Below are 14,827 nucleotides of genomic sequence, written 5' to 3'. Positions count from 1 at the left end.
TTAGAGGTAAATAATACTGATTGTGTAGTTAAAAATATATGGTCTTATTATTTGAAATAATGCCCAAAATTTGGAAGAAATACTGAAATGACGCAAGCTGGTGGCCCTGCTGCAATTAATGGTTTTCTTTATCAAATTATTCACCATATCGGTTGGTTAGCTGGTGTTACTTTATCAGGAAAATTGAACGGCCAAGAAATCAAGAATGCCTGTCTTGTACTGGAACCTCGTTGTGGTGGAGATGCATGTGTTGAAGCGTCCAATACCTATCTTGTAGAACAATATAAGACCAGAAAGAATCGGACTTGGGCTGTCTCGGACATAATGTCTGTCCTTCGTGATCTTCGTAAAGCTGTTCATCCATCACTCCCTAAACATGCCATTTATCGATTTGTAACAGATGGTCGTCCAGGTAGGTTAGAAACTTTTACTGCTTTTCTGAATGAAATAAAGATAGCCACCAATACAAATGATCTTGACATCGTTGAGTACAAAAAATTCTGCACTGATTTCAGTGGTACCAATCGTGATTTCCTAAATCATATCGCTAAAGTAACACGGGATAGCCAAAGGCAAGAAAATAGAGATGAAATTTCAATTATCTTCCATCTATTGTCCTGTTTTGATATGAAATTCTGCATTAATGCGAATGACATTGCTGCAGAGATTGAAATAATTTTGCGTCCCTACGTTCCTGATCTTGGAGATGAGCAAAAAATTCGAACCGATCTAATTGGTCAATTATTTGAAATGTTGAGCAAAGGCGAAGCGCGACTCGATCTTAACAAGATTAATGCATTGTTTAATATAGTTGGCCTCAGTCCAGATCGACTAAGAAAAGTGGCTGTACTTTCTGAAACAATGAGGGAATTGACGCGCCGTCATCTGTCACATATCAGATATAAACCTGATCAGGATGTACGCAATGCACCCGAGTGGCCAAACAATAAACCAGTGTTATTAATTACTGGAAAAAGTGGTGTAGGCAAAACATGGCAACTTGTAAAGTTGCTACAAACCTATAAAGAAAAAAATCAAATTGCCATTTTGGTGCCTACAGCCAAGTCTACTGAAACGTTGTTGTCCCGTACTGCAAGTGCTTTGTGGCAAACGGGGCTCAACAATACTTCCGAGAAGAATCTTACCGGCGTATCAAAATTCTTATATGAACTTGCACCTAATATAAAAACGCCTAAAGTAATCATCGCAATTGATGATATTCAAGACGTTGATTTGGCGCGCGATCTTGTACGTCAAGATTGGATCGGATTGGATATGCATCTTGCTTTAACTGTTCCGAACACTACAGCGCAATCACTCCAACTAACTGATGAAGATTCTATTCATGTGCATTATGTCGATAATTTTTCGATAAACGAGCTTGATGATTTATTGAAGAAAAATGGTCAAAAGTGGGTCGATTTTCCTGCTGACATGAAGAAACTTCTGCGCAATCCAATTCTTGCAAGCATTTTTCTTAAACTTCCCTATGCTTCAATACAAAATGCATTACACAGTGAGTATGAAATCTTTGAAGAATTTTGGCTCAGAATCGTTGAGAAAGGTCGGCATGGTGACCAAGGAATTGTAACCTCGCTCGCTGCTTATATGTACCAAGAAAAACCATATCCACTACCTCGATCCAATTGGAGCGATGTTGGCCTAGACAGTTTAGCGCTTGAACGTTTGGATGCCGCCGGATGGCTACATTGTCTTGATAATGGCGAGATCGCATTTGCCCATGATCGATTACTAAATTGGGCTGTAGCTAAATCTCTTGTGCATCAGCTCCAAAGCAAAAAATTGTTGGTCGCAGATCTGGGATCTCTCCTCGCTGGCAAGTTTGGTGATGAATACCGACCCATCCACAGGCATCTCAATTATGTAACTATGGATACATTGTGGTTACTGGCAGAGAACGAGCAAAACTCAGAAATACTTAACCGGCTTATTCTACAACTTGAGGATAGCCGATATTTTGGAAGTTATGGAGAGGATTTGTATACTTATCTATTGCCAACCCTTGGTGATCGGGCTGTTGCTGTTCTTCTTTATCGGCTGACAGTAATCATTGCCGATTCAAATGATGATTATCACATTAGCCTGATTGGCAAGGCTTTTGTTAATCTTGCGCGACAAGAAAGTGTCGATTTGAAGAGCACTATAGACTTATTGTTGAAGAATCCTTGCTGGAGCCGACAAAAAGTTGCTATTGCAATACTGAAGGTGATACCTGATACCAACCAACTTGATCGTTTGTGGGAAATTCATCAACAATGTTATAAAGCGTGGGAAACCAAAACAGACAATTATAGCCACATAGATTATCAAGACTATTTTGCTGCGCTACGCGCGGCAATAGCACTAAATCCAGATTGGCTCCGTCATCGCATTATCATAGCTGACGCGAATACTGAATTAGTTTCAGAGCTTGGATTTCAACTTAAGGTGCTCGAACATTCGAATGCGAAGGCAATCTGGGAAGAAACTAAGAATGTACTAATAGATAAAATTCCAACAAATAAGCCGCGCAGCCTTCTTCATTGTATTGCACGCTTCTCAGATTATGAGAAGAAAGATTTTGTAATTAAATATCTATCATGCTCGGAAGATTATGCTTGCGTTGCAGCGTTTGTAGCGTTGTCAGTCCTTGAGCCCTTGGCTGCAATTAACCGACTTGCAGAAGTTCAAGAATCTGAAATTTACTTTTCACGTAACCAATGGCTTCCAATTCTTTTGCGTGCTCAACCTGAATTAATGCACCAACGTATTCTTGAACTAGCTAAATTTGAGTCTCGCGGGCACCGACTAATAGAAAATTTTTTCAGTGAACGACCAGATGAGATTAATGCTGCAATATTGCAATTTATTTTAAATGCACTTGAAGAAAAATTGCAAAAACATTTAATGGCAGGTACCAAAGATGAGCCAAATTGGCTTAATCGATCATTGGATTTTCTAGGGCGAATAACAAATCCAGAATTATTGTCAATACTTGAAGCTAAAGCTGGTGGAAAGCTGGAAGAAATGATTGCTGATATCGCTTGTAGTCAACTAGACACAAACAGTAGAACTTTTAACCATCTTCGCGAAAATGCACGTCGTGTTCTGATTCTCATGGGAGGCGATGCCATTACCCTTCTTATAAAACGAGAACTTGATAGCGAGCATTACTGGGTACGACATAGCGGGTTAAACTGGGCATTTGTTCGCCCTGATCAAAACATTGCCAAAAAACTTGCAGAGATTGCCTCTCGTCCCACTACGTATGATGAAAATGGAAAATCAAAGCAGTATATGGAATTTTATCAAGCGATAACTGCTCTTGCCGCAATTGGAAGTGATGCAATTTTGCTTGAAGCATTAAAACACAGCGGCATTATCGAAGTTCCGAAAGATCTTGTAAGGCTTCGAGGTCATCGTGGCCAAATGTCAAAGAAATTAACCAAACAGGCACTACAAGCACTTCAGAATTCAGCTTCGTCAGAAATTGAACTGCTAAATGCATTGATTATTGCGTGGCTCAGTAATGATTCATATTTTATCCCTGCCATTCGTTCGGTTATTACAAAAACAGACATGGAAAGCTCGGTCGCAAGCTATGCGTGCATCGCACTCGAGGAACTCGGAGATTCTTCAGATGAATTTATGGAATTTGCGAATCGCTTGGCTTACACAAAATCGAATTCAACTTGGGGGCTTAATGCATTGCTCAATATGGGTAATCGTGGTTTCGAACTAGTAGCAGAGTTACTAGAAATACAAAATACTAATCAATCTATAAAACATGAAGATCAAATAATACGCGCATTATATGAGAATCCAGTAAGCAGAAAAAAAAGTATCAATGCCGCTGTCAAATACTGCCAACGTACGCATTATTTTCAAGACGCACTATACGATATTGCTGCAGAAGTAAATGAACCAAATTTACGTGAGAAAATTCTTGACGCTGCCTTTGTAATTGACTCAATCATGCCAACGCAGCAACTTCGGGCTATTGAAGGTTTGGCAAAATTCGATGCAACACGGGCTGTGGAAGCTATTAAATCAGCAATCCAATCTTATCCTAAATCAGAACGTGAACTCTGCTATCTTTTCGTTCGCATAGCGCCTGAGGATGCAGTCGAGAAGCTTATAGATGCGGCGATATTAATACAGCGTGAATCCTTTAGCCGCGCTGTCGGGCAGTCGTTGCGGAGGATTGATCCAAAAATCGTTTCATTTCATATCATTAGTCATTTGAATGGATTAAGCTCACTTGAACGCAAAGTAACTGCTGAATTAGCTAAATGGTTGCCTATTCCTGAGGTTACAAATGCCCTTGATCATCTAGCAGAACATGAGAATTTCAGTGAAGTAAGGTACGCCGCCCTCGTTGCGCTTGAGCATCACCGAAGAGAGGGTTATATTCGTATGCTTTTTTCCGATTTCCCATCGGCTACTCCCAAGCGTCAATGGAGTTTGATAGTTGCGATCTTGGAGGCTGCCGATCCATATCTACTTACTGATATCAATGACCCTCTTTGGTTAGGAAATATTCTTACGGATAAAATACCCGCTATATTTGCACGTTATGCTAATTCGGTATTAAGTAACCGCAAGAGTAAATAGTAAATTGAGGCAGCTACCAACAATGGCGTGTCTGCGTTACATAGGATGAAAGGGTAAATGATGTGGAAATCGTGGATTATCACTAAGTGGATATAGAGAAAGGGAACAGAACATGACGAGAGAAGCTATTCACCCCGGCGAATTTCTTGCCGATGAATTGGAGGAAATTGGTATGACGCGAACAGAGCTTGCGCGGCAAATCGATGTGCCTGCAAACCGTATCTCACAGCTCATTCGTGGCAAACGCGACTTGACAGCGGATACAGCTCTACGGTTAGGACGGTTCTTCGGCACCGGCCCGGAATTATGGTTGAACCTTCAAAAAACCTATGAGCTTGATAAGGCGAGAACCGAACTAGGGATAAAAATCCAGAATATCAATCCGTGGAAACCACAGGAAGAAATACATATTTGATATGCGGTGTTTATTCTTGATTGATTTGACATGCGTCCGCTGATTAATTTTGGTATCCATGAATTAGAAGAGCTGTTCGATGCGAAAAAGCATGATCCTGCATTTCTGAATACACTTCTTTTGGAGCTTGAGAACCGCAAGACGAAGCGAGCAACCGACCTCAGAAACCGAACCGTTCAGGTATTGGAAGCTCTTCCAAAATCTGCATCGTCTATTCGTCCAAAATCACAAGGTCACGACGGAATCGAGCGACCTTTGCCACAAGACGATGCGCCACAGTCCATTAAACTGCCTAAGGCTGTAAAGGGGTTGAGCGATAAACCTGAGCAAACTTCTGCTCCCCAGCGGATTGTCTTTCCGCGTGCCGAAACCAATCTGTCGAGCATGGCAGAACCCGAGCGCGTCATGCTGGCATGGACTGCACTGGAAGTCTTATCGCCTCAGAGCTTCTTAAAGCCCGAGGACCTTGCTGGTGGGGAGCGTAACCGCATTACAAAGCTGGATGATGCCTTGCCTTGGGAGAATGGCGGAGAAAGATCTCGCCCGAATTATCGTCTCTATTATCAAATCGTCCTCGGCACGGTTCAAATGGAGCCTGCCATCACACAGCTATTGACGGTCTACACCGACAAGCGTGATGAACGACCCCCTAAGAACGGCGAAAGCATACTGGCAGCGATTGTCGTGGACCGCGATGGGTATCCGCCCGACAACGACGCGGTAGCTGTTTCCAGCTTTGCTTGGGGTGTTCCCGTCGCATTGAAAGGCAATCTCAAAGTACTGGGGGATTGGCCTTCAGCAGAGCGTTCGCTGCTTGAAGAACTCAATAAACGGATCAGACTGCAAGACGATGACGGCAATCTGCTTCCGCTGACGCGCCAGAATATCCAGCAAATCTATGACTGGCTAGTTGTCCAACTCGAATTGCCGGATAATATGGTTGCGTCTCCGTATTTCGCGGTGAAATCTTATCAATATTTCAAGACCGACGATCTGCCCGAGGCTTTGCTCCTCAACTCCTTTTATCTCTCTGATCTCGATAAAGCGGGAAGTCTTTTCAAATCCAACACGGCAACACCAAATCTTCGTCGCTATGTCGGGCAGGACAAGCCGAGCCAGCGCAGAGATCTTTTGCGAGATCAGAATGCTCTCGCCGATGCGCTTCACCCTTCCAAAATTCCTTTTGGACGATGGCCAGCCAAGGGGAGGCACCCGCTCGTGGCCTTGCAACAAGCCGCCGTCAACCTATCGGCGCACAATCTGGAGCATGATGGCATTCTTGCAGTGAATGGGCCGCCCGGAACCGGGAAAACTACACTTCTCCGGGATATCGTCGCCCATGTCGTCACTGAACGCGCGAAGATCATGTCAACCTTCAATGATCCGGAAGACGCGTTCGAGAACACAAACCTCAGGATAAAAAGAGGAAATGCGTTTCTGTGGCTTTATAAGCTAGACGAGCGCTTGCGTGGTTTCGAGATTGTCGTTGCTTCGTCCAACAACAAGGCTGTTGAAAATGTCAGCGCCGAATTGCCGAGTATAGAAGCTGTCGCGACAGATGCTTTTACAGAAGGGTATTTTAAGACGGTGTCCAACTCACTGCTTGAGCGCGATACATGGGGCTTGATTGCCGCCGTTTTAGGAAATGCTGCCAATCGTGCACGGTTTCGCCAACAGTTTTGGTGGGATGATGACGTTGGGCTTTCCCGTTATCTTCAACATGTAAGCGGTACACCCACTGTGATTTCCGCAACAGACGAGGATGGCAAGAAATATGACCGCCCACCCTTGATCGTCACAAACGAGCACCCCCCGTCGGATAAAACGGAAGCCCTCAATCGCTGGCGTACAGCACGCAAAAAATTCTTGAGCGCGGAAAAGGCTTCCCAAAAAATCCTAAGCGATGCAGCACGCGCCGCAGACCTGCCGCAGCTCCTTCAAAATGCGAAAGACACCCTTTCCAAGCTGGAAGCGGATTTGGGGTCGTTAAGCGAATATATGAAGCAGTTGAAGGATGAACTGCAAACCACCGAAGGCGAAAAGCGGAGGGCGAATGAAGAGTTTGAAGAAGCGCAATTGACATTGCAGGGTGTTGTCCAAGTGAAACCTGCATTATTTAGCCGCTTGTTTCATCGCAAGGCTTACCGGGAATGGAAAACTCAATATGAAAGCGCAACAAAGAAATTTCATATAGCGACAAAAAATCAACAAGCAACAACAGAGCGGCAGGAAGAGAAAGAGCGTGCAGCGAATTCTGTGCAGCAAGAAATATCAGCGGCAAATTCAAAATTTACGCGCGTGAAAGAGGAATCCTCAGCACTGAAAACGGAGCTTGAAGAGCTCGAATTATCCTTGGGGGGCACGCTCATTAATCGCCGCTACTTCGAGGGTAGTCATAGAGAGCGTCAGCTTGCATCGCCTTGGTTCAATACAACGGCCTCGCGTGCACGGGACACGGTATTTGAAGCCGCTATGGAATTACATCGCGCATTCATAGATGTCGCTGCGAAACCCTTGCGCCATAATCTCGGTCTTCTCATGGACTCCTTTGGTGTGCGGTCTTTTGGGTCGCCAGAGAAAGATGCGATCATCCCGTATCTCTGGTCGAGCTTATTTCTCACCGTTCCTGTCGTATCGACTACTTTTGCATCGGTCGGGCGGATGTTTGAAAGGCTTGAACCGGACACACTTGGCTGGCTTTTGATTGATGAAGCAGGGCAGGCTCTTCCTCAAACCGCTGTGGGTGCTGTGATGCGATGTAAACGAGCGGTTGTCGTGGGTGATCCCTTGCAGATCGAACCCGTTGTCGTTCTGCCTGATCAACTGACAGAAGCTATCTGCCGGGAATTCAGGATAGATGAAACAAGATTCAATGCGCCCGCCGCCTCTGCACAGACTCTCGCAGACGCCGCAACGCCCTGCTTTTCATCCTTTGAGACGAAGGCAGGATCGCGTGAGGTCGGTGTTCCTCTTCTCGTTCACCGTCGGTGTGCCGATCCAATGTTCTCAATTTCGAATTCCATTGCCTATGAAAATCTCATGGTGCAAGCGAAAGCCCCGAAGCAATCATGCGTAATGGACGTTCTAGGCCCACCAGCATGGCATCATATAGAAGGCGAAGGTCAAGACAAATGGTGTGAATCGGAAGGCGAATATGTCTTGCAGATGCTCCTCCGTCTGAAAAGCGCCGGAATAGAGCCAAATATCTATATCGTTACACCCTTCGTCATTGTGCAAGATCGGTTGCGGGAACGCATTCGGATGAGCGGCATACTAATCGATTGGGTCCAGAACTCTAACCGCTGGCCTTACGAGCGGATCGGTACTGTGCATACCGTGCAAGGTCGTGAGGCAGAGGCGGTTATTCTCGTTCTTGGAGCGCCGCTTGCCCGCCAGATCGGTGCCAGGGCATGGGCGGGTGGGTCGCCTAACCTGTTGAACGTAGCTGTATCGCGTGCTCAAGAGGTTCTTTATGTGGTGGGCAATCGTGACCTCTGGAAAAAATCAGGAGTATTTTCGGAGCTCAGCGCCCGGATTTAGCTAAACCAGCCGAAATAGCGTACGCAACACGTGCTATTTCTTGTAAGTATGAGACTCCTAAATTGTGAACCATTCCGGTTCATTCTTTTTTACTCCCCCGCTGGGAATCAATTAATTTAACACAGAACCTGCGTCCACCAAGTCATCCCCCAATCTTCCACACGCCGCAAGCGGCGTTTGTGCAGACCGGGCGGTTCCCCCTGACTTGTTTCCACCAGAACCTGTGTTGCGCTCGCTTCACTCGTTTTTCTCTGGGGTTTTCCAACCCCAGCGGGGGGTTGTTTTTTAACCTTACAGAAGCGAGGAAATCAGAATTTATGTTGCCGATCTTGCCGCCCACAATAATGGAAAATTGCACGGTGTATGGATCAATGCCTGCGATGATCTGGACGTTATCAAAGCACAGATTAATGAAATGTTGGCTAAAAGTCCGGAAGGTTTTGCAGAAGAGTACGCCATTCACGATTATGAAGGGTTTAGCGGTTATACCTTGAGCGAATATGAAGGCGGTGAATTGCTGAATCATTTTGGCGGTGACTTGGAGGATGCCAGAACTGCCGCCGAGGAAAATTATTGCGGCTGTTACAAATCGCTGGCCGATTATGCGCAGGAATTGACCGAGGAAACTACGCAGATTCCAGAGAACCTTTCTTATTATATCGATTTTGAGCGAATGGGCCGGGATATGGATTTAAGCGGCGATGTTTTTACGATTGAGGCCGGGTATGAAACCGTTCATATATTCTGGAATCACTGATGCCTGAATGTACTCAGTCGTCAGCGCGTCCAATCATGGCCGCGCTGGCGCGAGCGCGGTCGATCCCGGTTTTGTTCTTGGCGTTGAATCTCAAGCTGTTCAAGGCGCTGCTCGCGCATGGCCTGATATTTCGATCTGTCGTGCTCCAATTCATCTAGTCGATAAGTTTTCAATGATTCCAGTCGCTCGATGCGCGATTGCAGGGTACGGCGGGTTTCTAGCTGCTGAAAAATGAGCGCGTCGCGCTCCTTCTGCTGGCGCATTTCGACATTCCATGCGTCCTGTTCATTGCGTTCTTCGATTTTATGGCGCTTGCCTGTAAGTCGATCAAACAGGCCGCGAAAACCTGTGTTGAAATTGTTCCGCCATTCCTGCTGTTTGTGCTGCCAGTATGAATGCTGGGCATCGTGTAGTTTTTTTCGTTCAAATCGATGTTGGTGTATCAACATTTGGCGTTTTTCTTCTAGCTCAGCCCGTCGAGATTCAAGTGCAATTTCTTGTTGTTGAGAGATCTTTTCCAACCGTGCTGACATATCCTTGGCAATCTGAATTTTGGCATCATTCACCGATGGAAGCGCTGTTTCATCGGTCAGGCGCTCGCGTACTTCTTTGGTTTTGATACCAATCCATTTGGATACAGCAAACACTTCGCCCCGATGATCCACCGCGACAAAACTGCGTCGATCACCACGAGCAAGCACATAGCCGTGTTCTTTCAATGCATTTGCAAAAGCATTCTGCGTTTTATTGAGCAACCAGCATTCCTGAAATACTGCTTTAATTTGTTTGGGGTCTTTGCCGATTCGCTTGGCTTGTTGCCATTCGGCCAGCGTAAAATTGTGCGGATCACGTGCATGAGCCTGCTTAAGACCATCTGGCATAGTCCAGCCGTGTTCGAGATACAATTCACGCGATAATTCCATTAATTTTTTCTTTGGGAAAGAAAGCTGTACCGCTTTCATTTCATCCACCTTGATCCGCGACCATACGGCATGACAATGCCTGCGCCCATTTTTTTCGTGAAACACAATGGCGCGGGGCTGATTGTTTAATCCAAGTTTCTCTTCGATCCGATCAATGGTCTGCTCGAATGTTTCTGTTGAAACACTTTCGTTTTTAGGTGGATTGAGACTGAGAGAAAATAGAAACTGCTTGCAGCGCGTGGCGCGGCTGATGGCACGGGCTTCATTCAGTGCAGCCATAAGATTATTTGAGGCAAATCCACGCACCTCATGAACTTCGACATGCTCGTTTTCTTGTTTGAGCAGGTGCAGAGCCAAATCCTTTGCCCCGCCTCGCTGGTTGCCGACAAGGATCATTCGCCGTCTACCGATTTTACGCCAAGCGCTGTAATGAGTAATGCCCGCATGGCTTGGATTTCACTACAGGCTTGCTCGATCTCACGCTCGATTTCAGGCGTTATATCCAATGTTCCCATATTAGCGGCTTTGGCCAATTGGTTAATATTGGAAGCTAGTCGCGATTGACCTAATTCGCTCAGTAATAAAGCCAGCATGGCGCTATCGGGCGCGGGCTTTCTGACCGTGCGGCGTTTTTCAACCTTTTCAGCAAACAAGCGATTACGGATATATGAGCCCAGCGGTTGACTGCCCGCCATTTCATCGAGCCTCTTGCGTTCGTCAATGGTCAAGCGCAGGGAAAACGGCGGGGTATTGCGACGTTTTCCCTTCTTAGGTGATTGGGCGACGGCAGCCGAGAATGCCTGTTTTACCGATTGAATATTGAGAAAGCCGCTCATGGTAACGGCTCCTGATAGTACGGAACATTATGCTTGAGATAGTCGTTCCATTCCTCTAAAACCTCCAAAATGCGGTTCGAAGATTCACACTCCGTCTCCGCCACTTCAATTTGCTTGCTTTCTAGCCTCCCTAACACCTTGAACGGTAATGGGGTTTCAGCGGTTCTAAGTCCTGTATTTCGGTGATATTGGAATCCACCCGGAAAAGCCAGTTTCAGCACTGCGCGGAGGTTGCATAATCTTCCAGAATCCCAGAGTTTATAAGGACTTGCAATAAAAGGTTCTGTCGCAAATTTTAGCGTGTGGTGTTAGTCTTGGTATTTTCCTTGTCACCGCAACACCGATCATGCTCACTTTCAAAGGTTGCCACTACCCAGAAGCTGTCGTTCTCTATGCCGTTTACTTTTATGTCCGCTACAGCGTGTCGTACCGGGACCTGGAGGAGATCATGGCTGAACGCGGTGTCACTCTTGATCACGCCACACTTGACCGCTGGGTCATCAAGTATTCCAGGGCACTTGCCCAGGTAGCGAAGAAAAGGAAGCGTCTCGGCAATCCGTCATGGCGGACTGATGAGACCTATATCGAGGTCAAGAGGCAATGTACCTGTACCGTGCCATCGACAAGTACGGCGATACCTTGGATTTCATGCTATCCGAACGCCGCGACGAAGAAGCAGCCCCCCATTTCTTTCTACACACGGTAGGCTCAAACGGTCTGCCAGAAAAGGTCGTTATCGACAAAAGCGGAGCCAATTATGCCGGTTTGTTGAACCTCAACCTTCTTCTTTTGTGGCTTGGCTGGTACCACCTGGTTGAGATTCGCCAAATCAAATACCTGAACAACATCGTCGAACGAGACCATAGATTTATCAAAAGAATTACCCGGCCTATGCTGGGTTTCAAGGCATTCCATTCTGCCGAGGCAACCCTGTGCTGGCATTGAAACCGCACACATGATCCGAAAGGGGCAGCTGAACCGACAAGGGTTGCCCGGATTTCAGCAGTTTGCTAGCCTTGCAGGATAACTTTGCCTGAAGGATGTGCTCGCTGCACCTCGTTTAAATATTTGCGACATAACCGAAAAAAATACATCTCACTTTTTTATACTCTCCATTTAAATTTTACAATTTAATTGATAATAATTATTATTATCAATTTAACTTTTGGATTTGCCTGAATATTCTCATTTAATCAGATCTGCACCGTTAAACAATATTTGTATCTTAGCTTAACAGTAAGAAAATAACTTCTAGCCAGCCAACAAACTCACATTATTTGCCAGCCAGCTATCACGCCACTCATTTGGAGATAACGTCATGGTTGGGAGAAAGAAAATTAAGTATACGGTTCTAATATCGTATTGTTGGTCAATCATTATTGGTGGGCGAAAGATACTATTCCGAGTTACTAATCTACAGAGTTCCGCACAACCATGCCGCCTTAATTTCCAGCCAATTGATTCATTATTATGAATGCTGAAGATGGATGGGATTTGCAAGTCGATATGTTATTTATTGCGCATCGAACGCAATTGCGGCGAGTCGCATTTAAGATTTTAGGAGACTGGGATCGAGCTGATGATGTGATTCACGATGCTTATCTCAAGATTCTGGACTGTCCCGATAATAAATCGGAAGTAAAACAGCCAATTGCCTATTTATTCCAGGCTGTGCGTAATATGGCAATTGATCAATATCGTCGTTCCATGTTCGAGTTAGGTTTGTTCGATAGTGAAGAAGAAGGTCTTTTAGTGCCTGACAAGCTACGCACACCGGATATCTATTTGATGCACTCTCAGAGTTTAAATCTGATAGTGATGGCATTAGGCGAGCTTCCGGAGAGAACTCGCAGGGTATTTGAGCTTTATCATCTTGAGGGATACACGCAACGCATGATTGCGGAAGAACTCCAAATATCTGTTTCTTTAGTAAACATTCTAATCCATACCGCTGTTCGTCATTGCAAAGAAGCTTTATCCAGAAGGTCATAAGCTGGACCAAACTTAAAAGTTTTATAAATTCCTTGGATTTTTCCTAAATTGATTCGTCTATTGGAGTAAGAAGCATTCTTATTCTCATTAATATAATGATTGAATTTAATTGATAAGGAAATAGCAATGACGAGTTGTTTCGATCGTGAAGATGGTGTGTTCCGGGTATTGGTCAATCACGAGGAGCAGTATTCACTGTGGCCGGAATGGAAAGCAATACCTGATGGTTGGCGTGATGCCGGGTTTATGGGTGATAAAAAAGCCTGTTTGAGTTATGTCGAGGATGTATGGACCGACATGCGTCCGCTCAGTCTGCGGCAATTCATGGACAATGCGTCGTAGGCGGGTATTTATATGTCTCGCCACTTAATACTTTATTGTTTGCCGTGTGCAGGTGCCAGCGCGATGATGTATTTGCGCTGGAAAAGATTGTTGCCTTCATGGATAGAAGTAGTTCCAGTGGAATTACCGGGGCGTGGTAGCCGCTTGGGTGAAAATCCACAAGAAAATTACCGGATGCTGGTTGACATCCTGAGTCGGGAAATTGCATTGACGGCTCAAGGAAGCTACGCGCTTTTCGGCCATAGTATGGGAGCGTTGTTGGCTTATGGTATCGCACAGCATTTACATCGATTGAAAGCGCACCTGCCGGACGTGTTGATGGTTTCGGGATGTGCGGCTCCGGCACAGCAAGATACTCAGCGCTATCAAAAAATCTGCACTGAAGCCGCATTGATCGCGGACTTGAGTAAGCAAGGCGGCACGCCGGAAGAAGTACTCAACAGTCCAGAATTGCTGGCCATGATATTGGACTTGCTACGGATCGATTACCGCGTATGCGGCAGTTTTCAATATACAAAGCATGAACCACTTCCTGTTCCGATTCGCTGTTTCGGCGGCAGGTCAGATACGATCGGGGCGAACAATCTGAATCTATGGCAACAGGAAGGCAGTCGAACGTTTACACTCGATTGGTTCGACGGCGGACATTTCTTTCTGCGACAATCGGAAGAATGGTTCATCCATGTTGTAAAGAAACGCTTGCTTGAGAGCCAAGAAGGGGGGAGGTGTGACATCTATGCGACGGCTTGAGGCAGTACCGGAGAATATCGATGCATGGTTGCTCGAATTCGCATTTACCTCGGCACAGTTAGCGTACGACTGGCCACTTCTCAGCGTAACAGAACAATTCCGGGCGCGAAGTTTTCATCACTATCAAGACCAGATCCGCTTCGTATCGGCGCGCGCTGCATTGAAGCGATTGCTGGCTGAGCGTGTTGGGATTTTGCCTGAACGGTTAACCATCTCAATCACTGCGTTCGGTAAGCCTTATCTGGCACAACATACCGAAATTCAATTCAATCTCGCTCATGCCGGTAGTTTTGCGCTGATTGCCATGTCTTCAGCGGGCAAAATCGGGATTGACATCGAACGGTGCGATCGCGATATCACCGGGTTAATCCATTATGTGTTATCGCCGTTGGAAAGTACCCGGGCATGTTGGCCGGAAAAACGGTTTGTCGATCTGTGGGTAGCGAAGGAAGCGGTATTGAAAGCCCTGGGACTGGGGATTGCGGAGAATCTGCAAGACATTTCCGTGTTGCCTGAACCTGGTAGTCGTTACTGCATCGCGCATGAACATCCGGATTGGGGGAATATCCGCGCCTGGCCAATTGAAGCTCCAGAGAATTACGCTGCGGCACTGGCTTTGATTCACTAATTCAGAGTAATCACCATGAGACAGGGAATT

Annotated in this window: 11 protein-coding genes and 1 pseudogene; 9 read left to right on the top strand and 3 right to left on the bottom strand. The window is 45.8% G+C overall.

Going from position 1 to position 14,827, the window contains the following annotated elements; genetic code table 11:
- Positions 1 to 87: 87 nt before the first annotated feature.
- From W03_RS08610 to W03_RS08595, 4 genes are all read left to right on the top strand, one after another.
- Positions 88 to 4,614, top strand: a complete 4,527-nt coding sequence (locus W03_RS08610) for an ATP-binding protein (RefSeq protein WP_244072574.1) — start codon at positions 88 to 90, stop codon at positions 4,612 to 4,614.
- Between the two features lie 112 nt (positions 4,615 to 4,726).
- Positions 4,727 to 5,029, top strand: a complete 303-nt coding sequence (locus tag W03_RS08605) for a HigA family addiction module antitoxin (RefSeq protein WP_244072573.1) — start codon at positions 4,727 to 4,729, stop codon at positions 5,027 to 5,029.
- Positions 5,030 to 5,059: 30 nt separating this feature from the next.
- The gene (locus W03_RS08600) at positions 5,060 to 8,569 is read left to right on the top strand and encodes a DEAD/DEAH box helicase (protein WP_244072572.1); all 3,510 of its coding nucleotides are present in this window, start codon (positions 5,060 to 5,062) and stop codon (positions 8,567 to 8,569) included.
- A gap of 307 nt (positions 8,570 to 8,876) precedes the next feature.
- Entirely contained in the window at positions 8,877 to 9,326 is a 450-nt protein-coding gene (locus W03_RS08595) for an antirestriction protein ArdA (protein WP_279600089.1), read from the top strand.
- A gap of 20 nt (positions 9,327 to 9,346) precedes the next feature.
- Here W03_RS08595 and W03_RS08590 read toward each other — a convergent pair whose 3' ends face one another.
- The 3 genes from W03_RS08590 to W03_RS08580 are packed head-to-tail and all read right to left on the bottom strand — an operon-like array spanning position 9,347 to position 11,306.
- Positions 9,347 to 10,645: a relaxase/mobilization nuclease domain-containing protein gene (locus W03_RS08590; RefSeq protein ID WP_244072570.1), complete on the bottom strand. Its 1,299-nt coding sequence runs from the start codon at positions 10,643 to 10,645 to the stop codon at positions 9,347 to 9,349.
- Entirely contained in the window at positions 10,642 to 11,085 is a 444-nt protein-coding gene (locus tag W03_RS08585) for a hypothetical protein (protein ID WP_244072569.1), read from the bottom strand. Before W03_RS08585 ends, W03_RS08590 begins: the two co-directional genes overlap by 4 nt.
- Entirely contained in the window at positions 11,082 to 11,306 is a 225-nt protein-coding gene (locus W03_RS08580) for a hypothetical protein (protein ID WP_244072568.1), read from the bottom strand. Before W03_RS08580 ends, W03_RS08585 begins: the two co-directional genes overlap by 4 nt.
- Before the next feature lie 125 nt (positions 11,307 to 11,431).
- On the opposite strand from W03_RS08580, the pseudogene W03_RS08575 reads away from it, so the two are divergent.
- From W03_RS08575 to W03_RS08555, 5 genes and pseudogenes are all read left to right on the top strand, one after another.
- A pseudogene (locus tag W03_RS08575) lies at positions 11,432 to 12,112 on the top strand (IS6 family transposase).
- Positions 12,113 to 12,555: 443 nt separating this feature from the next.
- Positions 12,556 to 13,077 (top strand): sigma-70 family RNA polymerase sigma factor, encoded by a 522-nt coding sequence (locus W03_RS08570; RefSeq protein WP_244072567.1) that lies wholly within the window; start codon positions 12,556 to 12,558, stop codon positions 13,075 to 13,077.
- A 126-nt stretch (positions 13,078 to 13,203) separates the two neighbouring features.
- Complete coding sequence (locus W03_RS08565) at positions 13,204 to 13,419, top strand: MbtH family protein (protein WP_244072566.1); 216 nt, start codon at positions 13,204 to 13,206, stop codon at positions 13,417 to 13,419.
- A gap of 12 nt (positions 13,420 to 13,431) precedes the next feature.
- Positions 13,432 to 14,169: a thioesterase II family protein gene (locus tag W03_RS08560; protein WP_244072565.1), complete on the top strand. Its 738-nt coding sequence runs from the start codon at positions 13,432 to 13,434 to the stop codon at positions 14,167 to 14,169.
- Positions 14,156 to 14,797, top strand: a complete 642-nt coding sequence (locus W03_RS08555; RefSeq protein WP_244072564.1) for a 4'-phosphopantetheinyl transferase superfamily protein — start codon at positions 14,156 to 14,158, stop codon at positions 14,795 to 14,797. The genes W03_RS08560 and W03_RS08555 overlap by 14 nt, the downstream gene beginning before the upstream one ends.
- Positions 14,798 to 14,827: the final 30 nt, after the last annotated feature.

It is taken from the genome of Nitrosomonas sp. PY1 (genome assembly GCF_022836435.1).
In the GTDB taxonomy this organism is placed as follows: domain Bacteria; phylum Pseudomonadota; class Gammaproteobacteria; order Burkholderiales; family Nitrosomonadaceae; genus Nitrosomonas.
This window is presented reverse-complemented; position numbering and strand designations above follow the sequence as displayed.

Bases quoted from the DNA above. Each gene is read 5' to 3' on its own strand.
- W03_RS08610 (WP_244072574.1), top strand. From the start codon at position 88: ATGACGCAAGCTGGTGGCCCTGCTGCAATTAATGGTTTTCTTTATCAA.
- W03_RS08565 (WP_244072566.1), top strand. From the start codon at position 13,204: ATGACGAGTTGTTTCGATCGTGAAGATGGTGTGTTCCGGGTATTGGTC.
- W03_RS08590 (WP_244072570.1), bottom strand. From the start codon at position 10,645: ATGATCCTTGTCGGCAACCAGCGAGGCGGGGCAAAGGATTTGGCTCTG.
- W03_RS08600 (WP_244072572.1), top strand. From the start codon at position 5,060: ATGCGTCCGCTGATTAATTTTGGTATCCATGAATTAGAAGAGCTGTTC.
- W03_RS08570 (WP_244072567.1), top strand. From the start codon at position 12,556: ATGAATGCTGAAGATGGATGGGATTTGCAAGTCGATATGTTATTTATT.
- W03_RS08605 (WP_244072573.1), top strand. From the start codon at position 4,727: ATGACGAGAGAAGCTATTCACCCCGGCGAATTTCTTGCCGATGAATTG.
- W03_RS08560 (WP_244072565.1), top strand. From the start codon at position 13,432: ATGTCTCGCCACTTAATACTTTATTGTTTGCCGTGTGCAGGTGCCAGC.
- W03_RS08555 (WP_244072564.1), top strand. From the start codon at position 14,156: ATGCGACGGCTTGAGGCAGTACCGGAGAATATCGATGCATGGTTGCTC.
- W03_RS08585 (WP_244072569.1), bottom strand. From the start codon at position 11,085: ATGAGCGGCTTTCTCAATATTCAATCGGTAAAACAGGCATTCTCGGCT.